This is a genomic window from Xanthomonas sp. WHRI 8393 (assembly GCF_040203315.1).
GTDB lineage: Bacteria > Pseudomonadota > Gammaproteobacteria > Xanthomonadales > Xanthomonadaceae > Xanthomonas > Xanthomonas arboricola.
This window is the reverse complement of sequence record NZ_JBEGGL010000001.1, coordinates 145,883-163,983: the sequence shown is the minus strand read 5'-3', so window position 1 is coordinate 163,983 and position 18,101 is coordinate 145,883. Positions and strand designations below refer to the sequence as shown.

7 protein-coding genes are annotated in these 18,101 nt (G+C 68.0%); 6 read left to right on the top strand and 1 reads right to left on the bottom strand.

Features of this window, described 5'->3' with window-relative positions; translation table 11 throughout:
- The first annotated feature begins 110 nt into the window (after positions 1 to 110).
- The 3 genes from ABQ137_RS00635 to ABQ137_RS00625 all read left to right on the top strand — a co-directional run bounded on the left by ABQ137_RS00635 (position 111) and on the right by ABQ137_RS00625 (position 9,561).
- Positions 111 to 8,771 carry a glycoside hydrolase family 94 protein gene (locus ABQ137_RS00635; protein WP_503021174.1) on the top strand — a complete coding sequence of 2,887 codons (8,661 nt, stop codon included), beginning with the start codon at positions 111 to 113 and terminating at the stop codon, positions 8,769 to 8,771.
- A complete protein-coding gene (locus ABQ137_RS00630; protein ID WP_046345213.1) occupies positions 8,768 to 8,989 on the top strand; it encodes a hypothetical protein in 222 nt (73 codons plus the stop codon). The genes ABQ137_RS00635 and ABQ137_RS00630 overlap by 4 nt, the downstream gene beginning before the upstream one ends.
- A 227-nt stretch (positions 8,990 to 9,216) precedes the next feature.
- Positions 9,217 to 9,561 (top strand): hypothetical protein, encoded by a 345-nt coding sequence (locus ABQ137_RS00625; RefSeq protein WP_024940425.1) that lies wholly within the window; start codon positions 9,217 to 9,219, stop codon positions 9,559 to 9,561.
- 201 nt (positions 9,562 to 9,762) lie between these two features.
- Here the strand turns inward: ABQ137_RS00625 and ABQ137_RS00620 are convergent, their stop codons facing one another.
- On the bottom strand, positions 9,763 to 11,040 hold the full coding sequence (locus ABQ137_RS00620; RefSeq protein ID WP_179464965.1) for a DNA topoisomerase IB: 1,278 nt from the start codon (positions 11,038 to 11,040) through the stop codon (positions 9,763 to 9,765).
- Between the two features lie 58 nt (positions 11,041 to 11,098).
- Here ABQ137_RS00620 and ABQ137_RS00615 point away from each other — a divergent pair, with 58 nt between their 5' ends.
- The 3 genes from ABQ137_RS00615 to ABQ137_RS00605 all read left to right on the top strand — a co-directional run bounded on the left by ABQ137_RS00615 (position 11,099) and on the right by ABQ137_RS00605 (position 17,812).
- On the top strand, positions 11,099 to 11,479 hold the full coding sequence (locus ABQ137_RS00615) for an I78 family peptidase inhibitor (RefSeq protein WP_016901590.1): 381 nt from the start codon (positions 11,099 to 11,101) through the stop codon (positions 11,477 to 11,479).
- Positions 11,480 to 11,681: 202 nt separating this feature from the next.
- A complete protein-coding gene (gltB, locus tag ABQ137_RS00610; RefSeq protein ID WP_065033297.1) occupies positions 11,682 to 16,154 on the top strand; it encodes a glutamate synthase large subunit in 4,473 nt (1,490 codons plus the stop codon).
- A gap of 176 nt (positions 16,155 to 16,330) precedes the next feature.
- Entirely contained in the window at positions 16,331 to 17,812 is a 1,482-nt protein-coding gene (locus tag ABQ137_RS00605) for a glutamate synthase small subunit GltD family protein (RefSeq protein ID WP_102580105.1), read from the top strand.
- The last annotated feature ends 289 nt before the right edge of the window (positions 17,813 to 18,101 follow it).

Sequence of the window (18,101 nt, the reverse complement as noted above, 5' to 3'; positions counted from 1 at the left end):
GTGCCAGGGAGAAACCATCGCGATGAAGCGGGCGGCCTTCACGTGCGCCACCATGCCGGCGCGCATGATCGTGGTTCTAGCGGCTCTTATGCTGCACAGGTCATGTCTCGATGCCGCCACAGCGGAAGGCTTCTGCGTTTTCTCTCTGGTGGCAGTCGATTACCCAGCCAGCAGCAACCCTGCAGCATCCGTCGGTGCGCGATGCCGTGCCTGAAGGCGCGGCCTTGCTTGGCGACGAGCAGATGGAGGCGCTGGGGCACAGCCTGGCGCAGGCGCATGTGCTCTATACCGGGCCTACCCGCGAGCTGCTGCTGTCGCAACTCAAATTCAACGAGCGCTCGCTCGGCACGGCCGCAGCGCGATTGGCCGAAATGTCTGCCGATGGCTTGCGCCTGCATCCGGCCGGTGAGTGGTTATTGGACAACTATTATCTGGTGGAAGAGCAGATGCGCCTGGCGCGTCAGCATCTTCCGCCCGGGTATAGCCGGCAATTACCGCGTCTGCGCACGCCAACGTCGGTGGGCCTGCCGCGCGTCTACGAGCTGGGCTTGCAGGTGGTGGCGCATGGCGACGGGCGCGTGGATGTCATCACGCTGAGCCGTTTCATCGCGGCCTACCAACAGGTGGCACCGCTCAAGCTCGGCGAGTTGTGGGCGATTCCGATCATGTTGCGGCTGGCGCTGATCGACAACCTGCGCCGCGTTGCCGACGACATCATGCACGACGGGCGCGACACCCGCCTGGCCGCGCATTGGGCCGCGTTGCTCAACGCCACGGCGGCGGCGCAACCCAAGGATGTGGTGGTGGTGGTGGCCGACCTGGCGCGCTCGCAGCCGCCGGCGACCGGTGCATTCGTGGCCGAGCTGACGCGCGGCATCCAGGGCCGTGGGCCGGTGTTGTCGATGGCCAGCGCCTGGGTGGAGCAATGGCTGGCAAGCGAGGGCCACAGTGTGGAAGCGCTGGTGCACGCCGAAAGCCAGCGCCAGGCAGCCGAGCAGGTCTCGATCAGCAACAGCATCGGCAGCCTGCGGTTCCTGGACGACATGGATTGGCGCGATTTCGTCGAGGCCATGAGCGTGGTCGAGCAGACCTTGCGCAAGGATCCGGCCGACGTCTACGCACGCATGGATTTCCACACCCGCGATAGCTACCGGCATGTGGTGGAACAGCTGGCGCAGCGCCTGGACCGCGACGAGCCGGACGTGGCTGAGGCCGTGCTGCAGCTGGCGGCGCACGCAGATGCCGCGATGCCGGTGGCCGGCCACGTGGGCTATTACCTGGTGGATGCGGGATTGCCGCGGCTGCGTGCCGCGCTTCGCGACCCAGCTGCGGCAGATACGCCGCCCCCCGCTCGCCCGCGCGCGCATCGCGTTGCGCTGCCGCTCTACCTGTTGCCGATCGCAGCCATCGCGTTGCTGTGGACCGGCGTGCTGCTGCAGGGCGTGAGCGCACTGCCGCCGGCGCTGTGGTGGATCACCGCTGGCATCGCGCTGCTGGCCGCCAGCGAGCTGGGCATTGCGCTGGTTAACTGGGTGGCAACGCTATGGGTGCGCCCACGTCCGTTGCCGCGCATGGACCTGCGTGCCGGCATCACGCCCGACTGCCGCACGCTGGTGGTGATGCCGAGCATGCTCGCCAGTCACGAGGCCATCGACGAGCTGGTCGGCGCCTTGGAGGTGCATTACCTGGCCAACCGCGACGCACAGTTGTACTTCGCGCTGCTCACCGATTTTCTCGATGCCACGCAAGCGCTGTTGCCTGGCGACATGGCATTGGTGGCACATGCGGCGCAGCATATCGACCGGCTTAACGCGGCCTATGCCGATGCGCACGGCGATCGCTTCTTCCTGCTGCATCGCGCACGCCAGTGGAGCGCGGGCGAAGGCTGCTGGATGGGCGCAGAACGCAAGCGCGGCAAGCTCGAGGCGCTCAACCGCCTGCTCTGCGCCGACGACGCGCGGCTGCAGGCGGCCAGCGAATTCCTGCAGGTGCAAGGCGATGTCGCCGCGCTGGTGCAGGTGCGCTATGTGATCACGCTCGATAGCGACACCCACCTGCCGCGCGATGCGGCACGCGCGCTGGTCGGGGCGATGTCGCATCCGTTGAATGTGCCGCGCATGGATGCGGCCGGGCAGATCGTCGAGGCCGGTTACGGCATTCTGCAGCCGGGCCTGGGCACCGGCATGAGCGAGGGCGGCGAGTCGCGGTTTGCGCGCATGTTCGGCATCGAGCCGGGCATCGACCCGTACACGCGTGTGGTGTCGGACGTGTATCAGGATCTGTTCGGCGAAGGCTCCTTCATCGGCAAGGGCATCTATGCCGTGGCCACCTTCGAGCAGGTGCTGGCCGGCCGCTTCCCCGATAATCGCGTGCTCAGCCATGACCTGCTGGAGGGCTGTTACGTGCGCGCCGGGCTGCTCAGCGACGTGCGGCTGTACGAGCGCCACCCGCAACGCTATGCCACCGATGCCAAGCGCCGCGCGCGCTGGGTGCGTGGCGACTGGCAGTTGCTGCCGTGGTTGCTGCCGTGGGTGCCCGACCGGGGTGGCCGGCGCGCGCGCAATCCCTTGTCGTGGCTGTCGCGCGGCAAGCTGCTGGACAACCTGCGCCGCAGCCTGGTGGCCCCGGCCGCGCTGAGTCTGTTGCTGATCGGCTGGTTGTGTTCGCCCACGCCATTGCGCTGGACGCTGTGGCTGCTGGTGCTATGGCTGCTGCCGGGGCTGTGTTCGGCGCTGTATGCGCTGGCGCATCCGCCCGAGGGCCTGGGGCTGCGTCATCATGCGCGCCAGGTCGGTGTGGGGCTGCGTCAGCATCTGCTGCGCACCGGCGTGGTGCTGGCCTGCCTGCCGTTCGAAGCAGGGATGCAGCTGGCCGCCATCGCCCGCACGCTGGTGCGGATGTCGATCACCCGGCGCCATCTGCTGCAGTGGGCGCCATCCAGCGAAGTGGAACGCAGCGCGCGCAGCGGCAATGCCGAGCAACAGCTGATGGCCGGCGCCGCGTGCAGCGCGGCATTGGCGATCGCTGCGGTGGCGTGGTGGTCGCCGTTGGCGCTGTGGGCGGCATTGCCGCTGGGGCTGGCATGGATTGCCGCGCCCTGGCTGATGGCCTGGCTGGGCGAACAACCCGCCGCACCGGTGGCGCAGTTGTCGCAGGAACAATGCGCTTTCCTCGGTGGATTGTCGCGGCGCACCTGGGCGTTCTTCGAAAGCCATTGCACTGCGCAGCACCACTGGTTGCCGCCGGACAACGTGCAGGAGTATCCGGTCACGGTGGTGGCCAACCGTACCTCGCCGACCAATATCGGGCTGGGCCTGCTGGCCAATCTGGCCGCCTACGATCTGGGCTACCTGACGGTGGCCGGCGTGATGACCCGCGTGGCCGATACCTTGACCACGCTGGAAACGCTGCCGCGTTATCGCGGCCACTTCTACAACTGGTACGACACCGAAACGCTGGTGCCGTTGTTGCCGCGCTACGTCTCCACCGTGGACAGCGGCAACCTGGTCGGGCATCTGCTGACGCTGCGGCAGGGGCTGCTGGCGCTGGTGGATGCGCCGGCGGTGTCGATGGCGGTGTTCGATGGGCTGGCCGACACCCTGGGCGTGCTGGCATCGCGAGCGCAGACACGCAGCGACGACGCCGCCAATGCGCTGGACGCAATGTCGCAGAGCTTGCAGAGCATCCGCAGCCAGCCCGCGCCGAGCCTGCACCAGGCCGACCAAGCGCTGCGCCTGCTGCTGGCGCAGAGCCACACGATCCTGGCGCTGATGCCGGACAGCGACAATGACGAGCCGTGGCCGCAACGCTTGATCGACAGCTGCGAGGCGGCCCTGGCCGAAGTGGGCCACTGCACGGCGGCGCCTGCCGGCAGCGCTGCGCAGGCGACCGAACAACCCGGCGATGCGGTCGCCACGCTGCGGCAACTCGCCGCCAGCGACCACGCACCCGGCGTGCAGACCTGGGCCGCCGGACGCGTGCAGGAGCTGCAACGGCTGGCGCATATCGCCGGGCAGCTGGCGCAGCTGGACTACGACTTCCTCTACAACCCCGCCCAGCAGTTGCTGTCGATCGGCTACAACGTCGACGACCAGCGCCTGGATAGCGGCCATTACGATCTGCTCGCCTCCGAAGCGCGCCTGGGCATCTTCGTGGCGATCGCCCAGGGCAAGTTGCCGCAGGAGAGCTGGTTCGCACTCGGCCGCACGCTCACCGACACCGGCGCCGAGCCCACGCTGCTGTCGTGGAGCGGCTCGATGTTCGAGTACCTGATGCCCGATCTGGTCATGCCCAGCTACCCGCAGACGCTGCTGAGCCGTTCGATGCGCGGTGCGGTACAGGCGCAGATCCGCTATGGCACCGCACGCGATGTGCCGTGGGGCGTGTCCGAATCGGGCTACAACACCGTCGATACGCAGCGCAATTATCAATACCGCGCGTTCGGTGTGCCCGGCCTGGGGCTCAAGCGTGGCCTGGGCCAGGATCTGGTGATCGCCCCCTACGCCAGCGCGATGGCGCTGATGGTCGAGCCGGATGCGGCCTGCCGCAATCTGCAGCAACTGCAGGCGCTGGGATTTGGCGGGCGCTTCGGCTTGTACGAGGCGATCGACTACACCCCCTCGCGCGTGCCGCGTGGCGAACAGCATGCGCTGGTGCGCTCGTTCATGTCGCATCACCAGGGCATGGCGCTGCTGGCGCTGGACCAGGTGTTGCGCGACGCGCCGATGCAGAAGCGCTTTGTCGCCGACCCGCAATTCCAGGCCACGCTGTTGCTGTTGCAGGAGCGTGCACCGCGCGCTGGCGTGTATGTCAAAGGCCTGGCCGACGCCGCCGAGCGCCCGGTGGCCACCGAAGCCGGCATGGCCTTGCGCATCCATCGCGACCCCAATCTGCCGCAGCCGGCGCTGCAATTGCTCTCCAACGGGCGTTACCACGGCATGCTGACGTCGGCCGGTGGCGGCTACAGCCGCGCGCGCGACATGGCGGTGACGCGTTGGCGCGAAGACGGCACCCGCGATCACTGGGGCACGTTCTGCTATCTGCGCGATGTGGACAGCGGCGCGGTGTGGTCGGCCGCGCATCAGCCCACCTGCGTGCCGGTGGAGCGGTACGAGGCGATCTTTTCCGATGCCAAGGCCGAGTTCAAAGGCAGCCACCAGCGTTACGACAGCCATCTGGAAATCGCCATTTCCGCCGAAGACGATGTGGAGCTGCGCCGCTTGCGCATCCGCAACCGCTCCCGGCAGACGCGGGTGATCGAAATCACCACCTACGCCGAAGTGGTGCTGGCACCGGCGCAGGCCGACGAGGCGCATCCGGCTTTCAGCAACCTGTTCGTGCAGACCGAAATCCTGGCCGACAAACAGGCGTTGCTGTGCACGCGTCGCCCGCGCGGGCATGACGAAGCGCAGCCGTGGATGCTGCATCTGGTGGCAGTGCACGATGCCGACGTGGCGTCGATCTCCTACGAGACCGATCGCGCTGCATTTGTCGGGCGCGGGCGCAGCAGCCGCAATCCGCTGGCCCTGCGCGATCAGGCCAGCCTGTCCGGCGCGGCCGGCTCGGTGCTGGACCCGATCGTGGCGATCCGCTGCCGCATTTCGCTGGCGCCGGATCAACAGGCGCAGGTGGACATGGTCTACGGCGTCGGCACCCAGCGCGCGGCCTGCACCGCGTTGATCGACAAGTACCGCGACCGCCGTCTGGCCGACCGCGTGTTCGACCTGGCGCTGACCCAGAGCCAGGTCATCCGCCGGCAGATCAACGCCTCGCTGGAAGACGCGATGCTCTACGAACGGCTGGCCGCACGCGTGCTGTTCGTCGACCCGCAATTGCGCGCCGACAGCGAGGTGCTGCTGCACAACCATCGCGGCCAGTCGGCGCTGTGGAGTCACGCCATCTCCGGCGATCTGCCGATCGTGCTGTTGCGCATCGCCGACCCCGACAATCTGGAGCTGGTGCGCCAGCTGGTGCAGGCACACGCGTACTGGCGCCTGAAAGGCTTGCGCGCGGATCTGGTGATCTGGAACGAAAGCCAGGCCGGCTATCGGCAATCGCTGCAGGACGCCATCCTGGGCCTGATCGCCGCAGACCCCGAGGCCAATGTGCTCGACCGCCCCGGCGGCATCTTCGTGCGCGCCATCGAACACATCTCGCAGGAAGACCGCGTGCTGCTGCAGACCGTGGCGCGCGCGATCCTCAGCGATGCCAACGGCAGCCTGGACGCGCAATTGCAGCGCCACCCCAGCGCGCGTGCGCATCCGCCGTTGCTGGAGCCCATCAAGCAACTGGACAGCGCCGATTACCTCAGCAGCACCCACGCCGCCTACCTGGACCGAACCCTGCAGGCCGCCGCCGAAGAACCGGTGTTGTTCGACAACGGCCTGGGCGCGTTCGCCGCCGACGGCCGCGAATACCGCATCACCCTGGACGAAGGCGCGGCCACGCCGGCGCCGTGGTGCAACGTGATGGCCAACGCGCAGTTCGGCAGCGTGGTCAGCGACAGCAGTCCCGGCTACAGCTGGGCTGAAAACGCGCACGAATTCCGGCTCACGCCGTGGCACAACGACCCGGTCGGCGATGCCTCCAGCGAAGCGTTCTACCTGCGCGACGAAGACACCGGCCAGGTGTGGTCGCCGATGGCGCTGCCATGCCGCGGCAGCGGTCGCTACACGGTGCGCCACGGCTTCGGTTACAGCGTCTACAGCCATATCGAACACGGCATCGGCAGCGAGCTGTGGGTGTTCGTGGATGTGGAGCGCCCGATCAAGTTCAGCCATCTGCGGTTGAAGAATCTTTCCGGCCGCCCACGCCGGCTCAGCGTCACCGGGTACGTGGAATGGGTGCTGGGCGACATCCGCACCCGCTCGCAGTTGCACGTGGTCAGCGAGGTGGATCTGGGCAGCAGCGTGCTGACCGCGCGCAACCCGTACAACACCGAGTTCGACGGGCGCGTGGCGTTCTTCGATGCCGATGCACCCAGCCGCAGCATCACTGCCGACCGCAGCGAATTCATCGGGCGTAATGGCAGCCTGGCCGCGCCCGCCGCACTCAGCCGGCAACGTCTGTCCGGGCGCGTGGGTGCCGGCCTGGACCCGTGCGCGGCGATCCAGATCCCGGTCACGCTGGCGGCCGAACAGAGCTTCGAAACGGTATTCCGCCTGGGCGCGGCGGTGGATCGCGACACCGCACTGACACTGGCCCGCCAGAGCCGTGGCGTGGCCGCCGCGCACACCGCCTTGCTGGCGGTGCGCGCGCATTGGCAGCAGGTGCTGGGCACCGTGCAGGTGACCACGCCCGATCCAGCGGTGGATCTGCTGGCCAACGGCTGGCTGCTCTACCAGACCATCGCCTGCCGGTTCCTGGCACGCAGCGGCTACTACCAGTCCGGTGGCGCGTACGGCTTCCGGGACCAGTTGCAGGACAGCATGGCGATGGTGCACGCGCAGCCAGCGCTGGCACGCGCGCATCTGCTGCGCTGCGCCGCGCATCAGTTCGTGCAGGGCGATGTGCAGCATTGGTGGCACCCGCCACAGGACCGCGGCGTGCGCACGCAGTGCTCGGACGATTTTCTGTGGTTGCCGCAGGCGCTATGCCGCTATCTGGATGTCACCAACGACGCCAGTGTGCTGGACGAGCGCGTGAGCTTTATCGACGGGCGCGCCCTCAAGCCCGACGAGGAATCGTATTACGACCTGCCGCAGATCACCGCCAACATGCAGTCGCTGTACGCGCACGGCGTGCTCGCCCTGCAACGCGGCATGGCACGGCTGGGCGAACGCGGCCTGCCGTTGATCGGCAGCGGCGACTGGAACGACGGCATGAACCGGGTCGGCAAGGACGGCAAGGGCGAGAGCGTGTGGCTGGGGTTCTTCCTCTACGACACGCTGCTAAGGTTCGCAGACGTGGCCGCGCAGCACGACGATGCGACATTCGCGGCGACCTGCCGCACGCATGCGCAGGCCTTGCGCACCGCGCTGGAGCAGCATGCCTGGGATGGGCGGTGGTACCGGCGGGCCTGGTTCGACGACGGCACGCCGCTGGGTTCGAGCGATTCGGACGAATGCCGCATCGATTCGCTGTCGCAAAGTTGGGCGGTGCTGTCCGGTGCGATGGACCCGGCGCGCGGTGCACAGGCGATGGACGCGATGCACCAGCAGCTGGTGGATCCCGACGCCGGCATCGTCAAGCTGCTGGTGCCGCCGTTCGACCGTACCGAACACGACCCCGGCTATATCCGCGGCTATTTGCCCGGCGTACGCGAAAACGGCGGCCAGTACACGCATGCGGCGGTGTGGGCGACGATGGCCTTCGCGCATCTGGGCGACAGCGCGCGGGCCTGGCAACTGGCCGGCCTGATCAACCCGATCCACCACGCCCGCGACGCGGCGGGCGTGCAGCGCTACAAGGCCGAACCCTATGTGCTGGCGGCCGATGTCTACGCGGTGGCGCCGCACGCCGGCCGCGGCGGCTGGAGCTGGTACACCGGTGCAGCCGGCTGGATGTACCGCTTGCTGACCGAATCGCTGCTCGGCCTGCAACGCCATGGCGAGCGCCTGCACCTCGTGCCGTGCATCCCGGCCAGCTGGCCCCAGTACCAGCTGCGCTATCGCTTCGGCACCAGCACCTATGTCATCGACGTCACCCAGCGCCCCGGTGTCGAGCCACGGCTGGAAGTCGACGGCATAGCGCAAGCCGAGCTTGCTTTCACTCTGGTCGACGATGGTGCGGTCCACGCTGTCGCCCTAGACTGGCCGGGAGACGCGACATGAGCACACGCATACGCACCCACACCAATCACCAGCTTTCCGATCTGGGCAAGATGTTGTCGGTCTGGCCGCAGCGGGTGCGCGACCCGAGCCAGTTCTGGCCGCAATTCGATGCCTTGGCCAAAGGCATTCTGGATGAGGCGGCTGCAGCCGATCTGCAGCGGGTGCAATGCCGCCTGCGGCAGCTGCTGCGCCGTCACGGACTGACGCGGACGCAGTAAGCACGCAGGCAGTCTCCGCACACGCCAAGGCCGCTGGTGGTCGATCTCGGTGACATTGCGCTGTACGTGCAGATGGTACGCAGCGCCGGTTTTGCCGGGGCCGCGCGCCGACTGGGGCGCCACGCCCAACAGCGTCAGCCGGCGTGTGCACGGGCTGCGGGCAGTCTTCATGCCACGCCAACAACGCTTTCTTCACGCTTGCGCCATTCTTCCGCTGGAGATCTCCGATGATCCGCACCCTTGCTCCGCTCGCTGCCGTGTTGTTGCTCTCGGCCTGTGCCTCCAACCAGGTCGTGCAGGTGCAGCCCATCGACGGGGCCATTTCCGGGCAGTGCCATATCGACAAGGTGCGCGGCGCAGTCGGCCTGGCCGCGGCGGCACAGACCATCGAACGCGCGCGCGTGGACAGCGACAGCCTGCAGGTCAGCGTGCGCCGCGGCGAGCGCGCCACCGGCGGCACCACTGCCAGCGGCCTGGCCGACCCGGCCCAGGGCGCCAGCGAAAGCGGTGGCGATCACCTCACCGTCGAGACCGGCCCGAACAACAACATCACCGCGATCTACTGCGGCTGAGTCGTTTGGGATTCGGGATTGGAGATTCGGGATTCGGTAAGGCACTGCTGCTATCCGGCTCCCGGTCCTCCACTTGGAGTGGCTGACAAAATCTAGCGCGTCGGCTTCACGTAAGCGTGGACGGCGAGCAGCAACCGCACTGTCCTTGTGGCACCTGCCGCGCCCGCCTGGGGGTCAGCGCAGTCGTTTTTGTCGCCGTTTTCAAGCGGACTTCCGCTTTGATGCAGGCCTTGCCCGCGCCTTGGGCTTGTTACGCGAAGCGCTCAAGAACTTCAGCGTGGCCGCCTCCCATTGGCGCTCGCCGCGCACGCCGGTGGCCATGGCCTGCAAGTGACCGGCGCGCCAGCCTTCGAACACGCACGGGTCGATATACGCCTTGCGACACACCGAGGGTGTATTGCCCAGCGCATCGGCCACTTCGCGGATGACATCGTTCTGCACCTGGGTCAGCGCGCGCTCGCTCATGCGCTCGGGCAGCGGCAACCGTGCCAAGCGTTGCAATGCCGCCAGCGTGCCGCCCCAGGTACGGAAATCCTTGGCGGTGAAATCCTCGCCCATCGCCTCGCGCAGGTAGTCGTTGACCTCGCCCGAGTCCACCGGCTGCAGCTGGCCGTCGTCATCGCGGTACTGGAACAGCGATTGCCCCGGCAATTGCTGGCACTCGCGGATCAGTTTGACCAGTTGCTTGTCGTCCACCTCGATATCGTGATCCTGGCCGCTCTTGCCGCGGAACTTCAGCCGCGCACGTCCGCCGCGCAGGAATTCCATGTGCCGGTTGCGCAACGTGGTCAGCCCGTAGGACCGGTTGCTGCGCGCATATTCGGCGTTGCCCACGCGCACCAGCGTGTCGGCCAGCAACGCCACCACGATCGCCAGTACCTTCTCACGCGGAAATCCCGGCAAGACCAGATCGCGGCGTAGCCGGCGGCGCAGCTTGGGCAGCGCCTGGCCGAAGGCGATCACCCGTTCGAACTTGCCTTCGCCGCGCACCTGCGCCCAATCGGCGTGGTAGCGGTACTGCTTGCGCCGGCGCGCATCGCGGCCGGTGGCCTGCAGATGGCCGTTGGGCTTGGCGCAGATCCACACCTCGGTATACGCCGGCGGAATCGCCAGCGCGCGGATGCGCTGCAAGGTGTCGGCATCGGCTACGCGTTGTCCATCCGCGCTGCGGTAACTGAAGCTCTTGCCGGCCTTGCGGCGGCTGATGCCGGGCTGCTGATCGTTGACGTAGGTGAGCCCGGCCGCGCGCGCGGTGGCCTTGGCCTGTGCAACCGCGGCCACGCTCGCCACCGCGGCGGTGGCGGCCACCGCGCCGGCGGCAACGGTGGCCAACTTGCCGGCCGCGCTGGCGGTGGCGGCGGCATTGCGAAGAACACGTTTGGCTTTCATTGCGCACGGATCGAAGGACAGGCGCCGATTGTTGAGCCGGTCAGGACTAGGCCGCGTCAACGCTGCGACAACGCCATGTGGGCAAGCGATGCCCGCGAGCGGGTTTTCTGCTTATGCTTGGACCTCCCCTACTGTGCTGGAGTCATCGATGCGCGCTGTCCTGCCTACCGCCCGTCTGGCCTGTACCCTGGTCGTGCTGGCGGCATTGACTGCCTGCGGTTCGCCGCAACCGGACGAGCAGGAAGCCGTCTCCGCCAAGGCGCAGCAAGCCGCCGAACAGGCCGCCGCACCGGCACCGGCGGCCGCGCCCGAAGCGCCGCCGATCGGCAGCTGCGATGCCACCCAGGTGCAATCGCTGGTGGGCCAGGCGCTGACCGATGCGGTGAGCGACCAGGCCCGCACCGACGCCGGCGCCAAGTCGGTGCGCGTGCTCAAGCCCGGCCAGATGACCACGATGGAGTTCAACGGCGAACGGCTCAATCTGGAAGTGGATGCCAAGAACGTGATCGCTTCGGTGCGTTGCGGCTAAGTACCGGTTGGCGCCTGTTGGCGAACAGGCGCCAAGCCAGCTGGCACAAGGCCTTGCGGCCGCTCTCGTTGCAGCTGTAACGGTGTATTGCGGCACCGCATCAACTGTGGTCTAGTCGATCATCCGGTGACCTCTTCGAAACGCTCCACGGATCGAGCGCTGCAACGTCGTCGCCGCTCTCCCAGATCGCAAAGAGGCAGACATGGCCCCCCGCACTCGCCAAGGGCTCAACGACCACGGTCTCTACAACAGCGCGCGCGATGAGCGCGACGCCTGTGGTTTTGGCATGGTCGCCCAGTTGGACGACCAACCTTCCCGCTCGCTGGTGGACACCGCAATTGCGGCGCTCTCGCGCATGACCCACCGCGGCGGCGTGGCGGCCGACGGCCTCACCGGCGATGGCTGCGGCCTGCTGATCCGCAAGCCCGATGCGTTCCTGCGCGGGCTGGCGCGCGATGCCGGCATCGCCCTGGGCACGCGCTACGCGGCCGGTGTGGTGTTCCTGCCGCTGGACGAAGCCGATGCCGCACGCTGTCGCACCGAACTGGAAACCCAGTTGCACAGCGCCGGCGTGCAGTTCCGCGGCTGGCGCGTGGTGCCCACCGACGACAGCGTCTGCGGCCAGCTGGCACGCGACACCTTGCCGCGCATCGAACAGGTATTCGTCGATGCCGGTGCCGAGCAGAGCGAAGATGGCTTCACCCTGGCGCTGTTCCTGGCGCGCCGCCGCGCCGAGCAGGCGCTGCGCGAGGTGGAAAACTTCTACGTCACCACGCTCTCGCCCAACGGCATCAGCTACAAGGGCATGGTGCTGCCGGACAAGCTGAGCACGTTCTACCCGGACCTGCAGCGCAGCGACCTGTCCTCCAGCGCGATCGTCTTCCACCAGCGCTTTTCCACCAACACGCTGCCGCGCTGGCCGCTGGCGCATCCGTTCCGCCTGCTCGCCCACAACGGCGAGATCAACACCATCGAAGGCAACCGCCGCTGGGCGCAGGCGCGCAGCAAGGTGTGGCAGACCCCGCGTTTCGACATCGCCGAGTTCGACCCGGTGATCTCCATGCATGGCTCGGACTCGCAGAGCCTGGACAACATGCTCGAGCTGCTGATCGCCGGTGGCATGGACCTGCTGCAGGCGCTGCGCATCCTGGTGCCGCCGGCGACCCAGTCGCTGGAGTTCAAGGACGCCGACCTGGCCGCGTTCTACGAGTTCTACGGCCTCAACACCGAGCCGTGGGATGGCCCGGCCGGCATCGTCGCCTGCGACGGCCGCTATGCCGCCTGCATGCTCGACCGCAACGGCCTGCGCCCTGCGCGCTGGATGCTGACCTCCGACCGCCATTTCCTGGTCGCTTCCGAGGCCGGCGTGTGGGAACTGCCGGCCGAGCGCATCACCCGCAAGGGCAAGCTAGGCCCGGGCGAGATGATGGCGATCGATCTCAAGCGCGGCGACCTGCTGGACTCGGACGCCATCGACCGCATCAACCGTGCGCGCGCGCCGTACAAGCAATGGCTGCAGCAGGGCGTGACCTATCTGCAGACCGAACTGATCGACCCCTCGCTGGTGGAAGAACCCTTCAGCGAGCAGACCCTGCGCAGCTACCACAAGCTGTTCCAGCTCAGCACCGAAGAAGTGGAGCAGATCCTGCGCCCGCTGGCCGAGACCGAGCAGGAAGCCACCGGCTCGATGGGCGACGACACCCCGATGGCGGTGCTCAGCCGCCAGACCCGGCCGCTGTACGACTACTTCCGCCAAGCCTTCGCGCAGGTCACCAACCCGCCGATCGACCCGCTGCGCGAAGGCATCGCGATGTCGCTCACCACCCAGCTCGGCAAGGAGACCAACATCTTCCACGCCGGTGCGGAGACGGTGAACCACGTCATCCTCAACTCGCCGGTACTCAGCCAGCGCAAGCTGCGCCAGCTGCTGAAGATGGAGCAGTACGTCGAGCGCAACCGCCTGATCGACCTGTCCTACAGCGTGGAGGAAGGCCTCAAGGCCGGCCTGGAACGCATCTGCCAGGAAGTGGAAGCGGCCGCGCGCGCCGGCGCCGTCATGCTGTTGCTGTCCGACCGCTACCCGGTCCCGGACCGGCCGATGGCGCATGCGCTGCTGGCCACCGGCGCGGTGCACCACCACCTGTGCAAGGTGGGCCTGCGCTGCGACGTCAACCTGATCATCGAAACCGGCACCGCGCGCGATGCGCACCACATGGCCTGCCTGCTCGGCTTCGGCGCCACCGCGGTCTATCCGTACCTGGCCTACCAGACGCTGTTCGACCTGGGCCGGCGCGGCATCCTGCAGCTGAGCAAGGGCGGCGAGCAGTCGCAGATCGGCCGCCGCTACCGCAAGGGCATCTACAAGGGCCTGTCCAAGATCATCTCCAAGATGGGCATCTGCACCATCGCCAGCTACCGCGGCGCGCAGTTGTTCGAGATCGTCGGGCTGGACCCGGACGTGGTGGAGCTTTGCTTTGCCGAGACGCCCGCACGCATCGGCGGCGTGGGCCTGTCACGGCTGGATACCGAGGCGCGCGAGCTCACCGCACGCGCCTGGAACGACCAGCTCAAGCCGGAAGTGGGCGGCCTGCTCAAGTACGTGCACGGCGGCGAGTACCACATGTACAACCCCGACGTGGTCATGACGCTGCAGCGCGCCACCCGCACCGGCGATGCCGGCGACTGGCAGAAGTACGTCGATGCGGTGCATGCGCGTCCGGCCTCCACGCTGCGCGATCTGGTCCAGCTCAAGCGCGCCGACACCCCGACCCCGCTGGACGAGGTGGCCCCGGCCGAAGATGTGTTGCGTCGCTTCGACACCGCCGCGATCAGCCTGGGCGCGTTGTCGCCCGAAGCGCATGAGGCGCTGGCCATCGCGATGAACCGCCTGGGCGGGCGCAGCAATTCGGGCGAAGGCGGCGAAGACCCGGCGCGCTATGGCACCGAGAAGCGCTCCAAGATCAAGCAGGTGGCCTCCGGCCGCTTCGGCGTGACCCCGGAATACCTGGTCAACGCCGAAGTGCTGCAGATCAAGGTCGCCCAGGGCGCCAAGCCCGGCGAAGGCGGCCAGCTACCCGGCCACAAGGTCAACGAGCTGATCGCGCGGCTGCGCTACGCCAAGCCCGGCATCGGCCTGATCAGCCCGCCGCCGCACCACGACATCTATTCGATCGAAGACCTGGCCCAGCTGATCTATGACCTCAAGCAGGTCAATCCGACTGCGCTGGTGTCGGTGAAGCTGGTGGCCCATGCCGGCGTCGGCACCATTGCCGCCGGCGTGGTCAAGGCGGGTGCCGACCTGATCACCGTGTCCGGCCACGACGGCGGCACCGGGGCCAGCCCGGTCAGCTCGATCCGCTATGCCGGCGTGCCGTGGGAACTGGGCGTGGCCGAGTCGCACCAGGCGCTGGTGGCCAACGACCTGCGCGAGCGCACCATCCTGCAGACCGACGGCGGCCTGAAGACCGGCCTGGACGTGGTCAAGGCCGCGTTGCTGGGCGCCGACAGCTTCGGCTTCGGCACCGCGCCGATGATCGTGCTGGGCTGCAAGTACCTGCGCATCTGCCACCTCAACAACTGCGCCACCGGCGTGGCCACCCAGGACGAGCGCCTGCGCGCGAACTACTTCACCGGCCTGCCGGAGCGCGTGGAGCATTTCTTCCGCCTGCTGGCCGAAGAGGTGCGCCAGTGGCTGTCCTACCTGGGCGTGCGTTCGCTGGACGACATCGTCGGCCGCACCGACCTGCTCGAACAGCTGGAGGTCTCCCCGCGTGCCGGGGTCAAGGTCGACCTGTCGCGCCTGCTGACGCATGCCCGCTACGACGGCAGCCATTGCGCCGCCCAGCGCCTGTACGAATCGCCCGACAGCCTGGCCACGCAGATGGACGGCCTGCTCGCCGATGCGATCGCCAACAAGCGCGGCGGCGACCACCGTTTCCTGATCCACAACACCGACCGCTCGATCGGCGCGCGCCTGTCCGGCGCCATCGCGCGCGTGCACGGCAACCACGGCATGAGCGATGCGCCGTTGAATCTGCGCTTCCGCGGCACCGCCGGGCAGAGCTTCGGCGCGTTCAACGCCGGTGGCCTGCAGCTGGAGCTGGAAGGCGAAGCCAACGACTACGTCGGCAAGGGCATGGCCGGCGGCCGGCTGGTGGTGCGCCCGCCGCGCGGGGCGCGCTTCGAGGCGCGCAGCACGCCGATCGTCGGCAACACCTGCCTGTACGGCGCCACCGGCGGCGAGCTGTTCGCAGCCGGCCGCGCGGGCGAGCGCTTTGCGGTGCGCAACTCCGGCGCGCTGGCGGTGGTGGAAGGCGCAGGCGACCACTGCTGCGAATACATGACCGACGGCGTGGTGCTGGTGCTGGGCAAGGTGGGCCTGAACTTCGGCGCCGGTTTCACCGGCGGGCTGGCCTACGTGCTGGATATCGAACGCGACTTCGTGGACCGCTACAACCACGAGCTGATCGACATCCACCGCGTCTCCGCCGAGGGCTTCGAGAACCATCGCCAGCACCTGCACACCCTGATCAGCCGCCACCGCGAGCTGACCGGCAGCATCTGGGCGCAGCAGATCCTGGACGAGTTCCGCGACTACATCGGCAAGTTCTGGCTGGTCAAACCCAAGGCCGCCAGCATCGAGTCGCTGACAGAGTCGCTCAGGCGTGCCGCCTGAGTGACGGGATTGGAGAGTCGGGATTGGGGATTCGCTCAAGCTATGCGAATCCCGATTCCCGAATCTCCACTCCCGGCCTTCCAGCGTCGTGATTGTTTGTTCGAGATTCGCACCGCGTCCGCCCCCCGTCGCCCGCTGTTGCGAATCCCCAATCCCAACTCCCGAATCCCAGCCCTATGAGCCGCAAGCAAGCCTTCCAATTCCTCGACCTGCCCCGGACCATGCCCACGCGCATTCCGGTGGAGCTGCGTACGTCCGGTGACTGGGGCGAGCTGTACGGCAAGTTCGACAAGGCCGACGCGCAGTACCAGTCCGGCCGTTGCCTGGACTGCGGCAATCCGTACTGCAGCTGGAAATGCCCGGTGCACAACGCAATCCCGCAGTGGCTGCAGCTGGTGCAGGAAAACCGCATCGAAGAAGCCGCCGCGCTGTGCCACTCCACCAATCCGCTGCCGGAAGTGTGCGGGCGGGTGTGTCCGCAGGACCGCCTGTGCGAAGGCAGCTGCACGCTGGAGGAATTCGGCGCGGTCACCATCGGCGCGGTGGAGAAATACATTGTCGATACCGCCTTCAAGATGGGCTGGCGCCCGGACCTGGGCAACGTGCAGCCGAGCGGGTGGCGGGTGGCGGTGATCGGCGCCGGCCCGGCCGGCCTGTCCTGCGCGGACCGCCTGGTGCGTGCCGGCATCGAGGCGGTGGTCTACGACCGCTACGAGCAGATCGGCGGGCTGCTGCAGTTCGGCATTCCCAGCTTCAAGCTGGACAAGTCGGTGATCGGCAAGCGCCGCGAGATCCTCGAAGGCATGGGCGTGCAGTTCCGCCTGGGCGTGGAAGTGGGCCGCGACGTCAGCATCGAGCAGTTGCTGGGCGAGTTCGATGCGGTGTTCCTGGGCACCGGTGCCTACCGCTACACCGATGGCGGGCTGCCCGGGCAGGACCTGAAGAACGTGCTGCCGGCATTGCCGTTCCTGGTGCAGAACAGCCGCATCGTCAGCGGCAACGACCCGCACGGCCGGCCGATCGCCGGCTGGGAAGACCAGATGGCGCTGCCCGATCTCAACGGCAAGCGCGTGGTGGTGCTGGGCGGCGGCGACACCGGCATGGACTGCGTGCGCAGCGCCATCCGCCTGGGTGCGGCCAAGGTCACCTGCGCGTACCGGCGCGACGAGGCCAGCATGCCGGGTTCGGCACGCGAGGTCGCCAACGCGCGCGAGGAAGGCGTGCGCTTTTTGTTCAACCGTCAGCCGCTGTCGATCGAATCCGGCGCCGACGACGAGGCGATCGGCGTGACCGTGGTGGAAACCCGCCTCGGCGAGCCCGATGCCAGCGGGCGGCGCAACGCGGTACCGGTGGAAGGCAGCGAATCGCTGCTGGAAGCGGACGTGGTGATCATCGCCTTCGGCTTCTCGCCGACCCTGCCCGACTGGCTGGCAGCGCAGGGCGTGGAAGCCGGCAACAACGGCCGCATCGTCGCACCGGCCGACGACAACGGCCGCCTGCCCTACCAGACCAGCAATCCGCGCCTGTTCGCCGGTGGCGACTGCGTGCGCGGCGCCGACCTGGTGGTCACCGCGGTGGCCGAAGGCCGCGATGCGGCCGGCAGCATCGTGCAGCTGCTGGGCGTCAAGGCGCAGGTCAAGGAACCGGCCGCGGCCTGAGTGCCGACCAGCGCGTGGGCTCGGCGCCCACCGCTGGTTACCGGCTCGCGTGCGGGCAACCCGCACGCTGCGTTGGCGGCCAGGCCGCATGACGCTGCTCGATGCAGCGCATCCACCGCGACCTACCGCGCGGAAAACGCTCCTGTAGGCGACCAGACTCTCGCCTGACTCATGCCCCAGGGTTCCACCTGCTTGCCACGCAGGCCACACGCCTCGTGGCGTAACGCCGATATCGCATCCGCAAGGTCGTGGCTTGTCCGACCCGCAGCGCGCGAGGCCACACGCACGC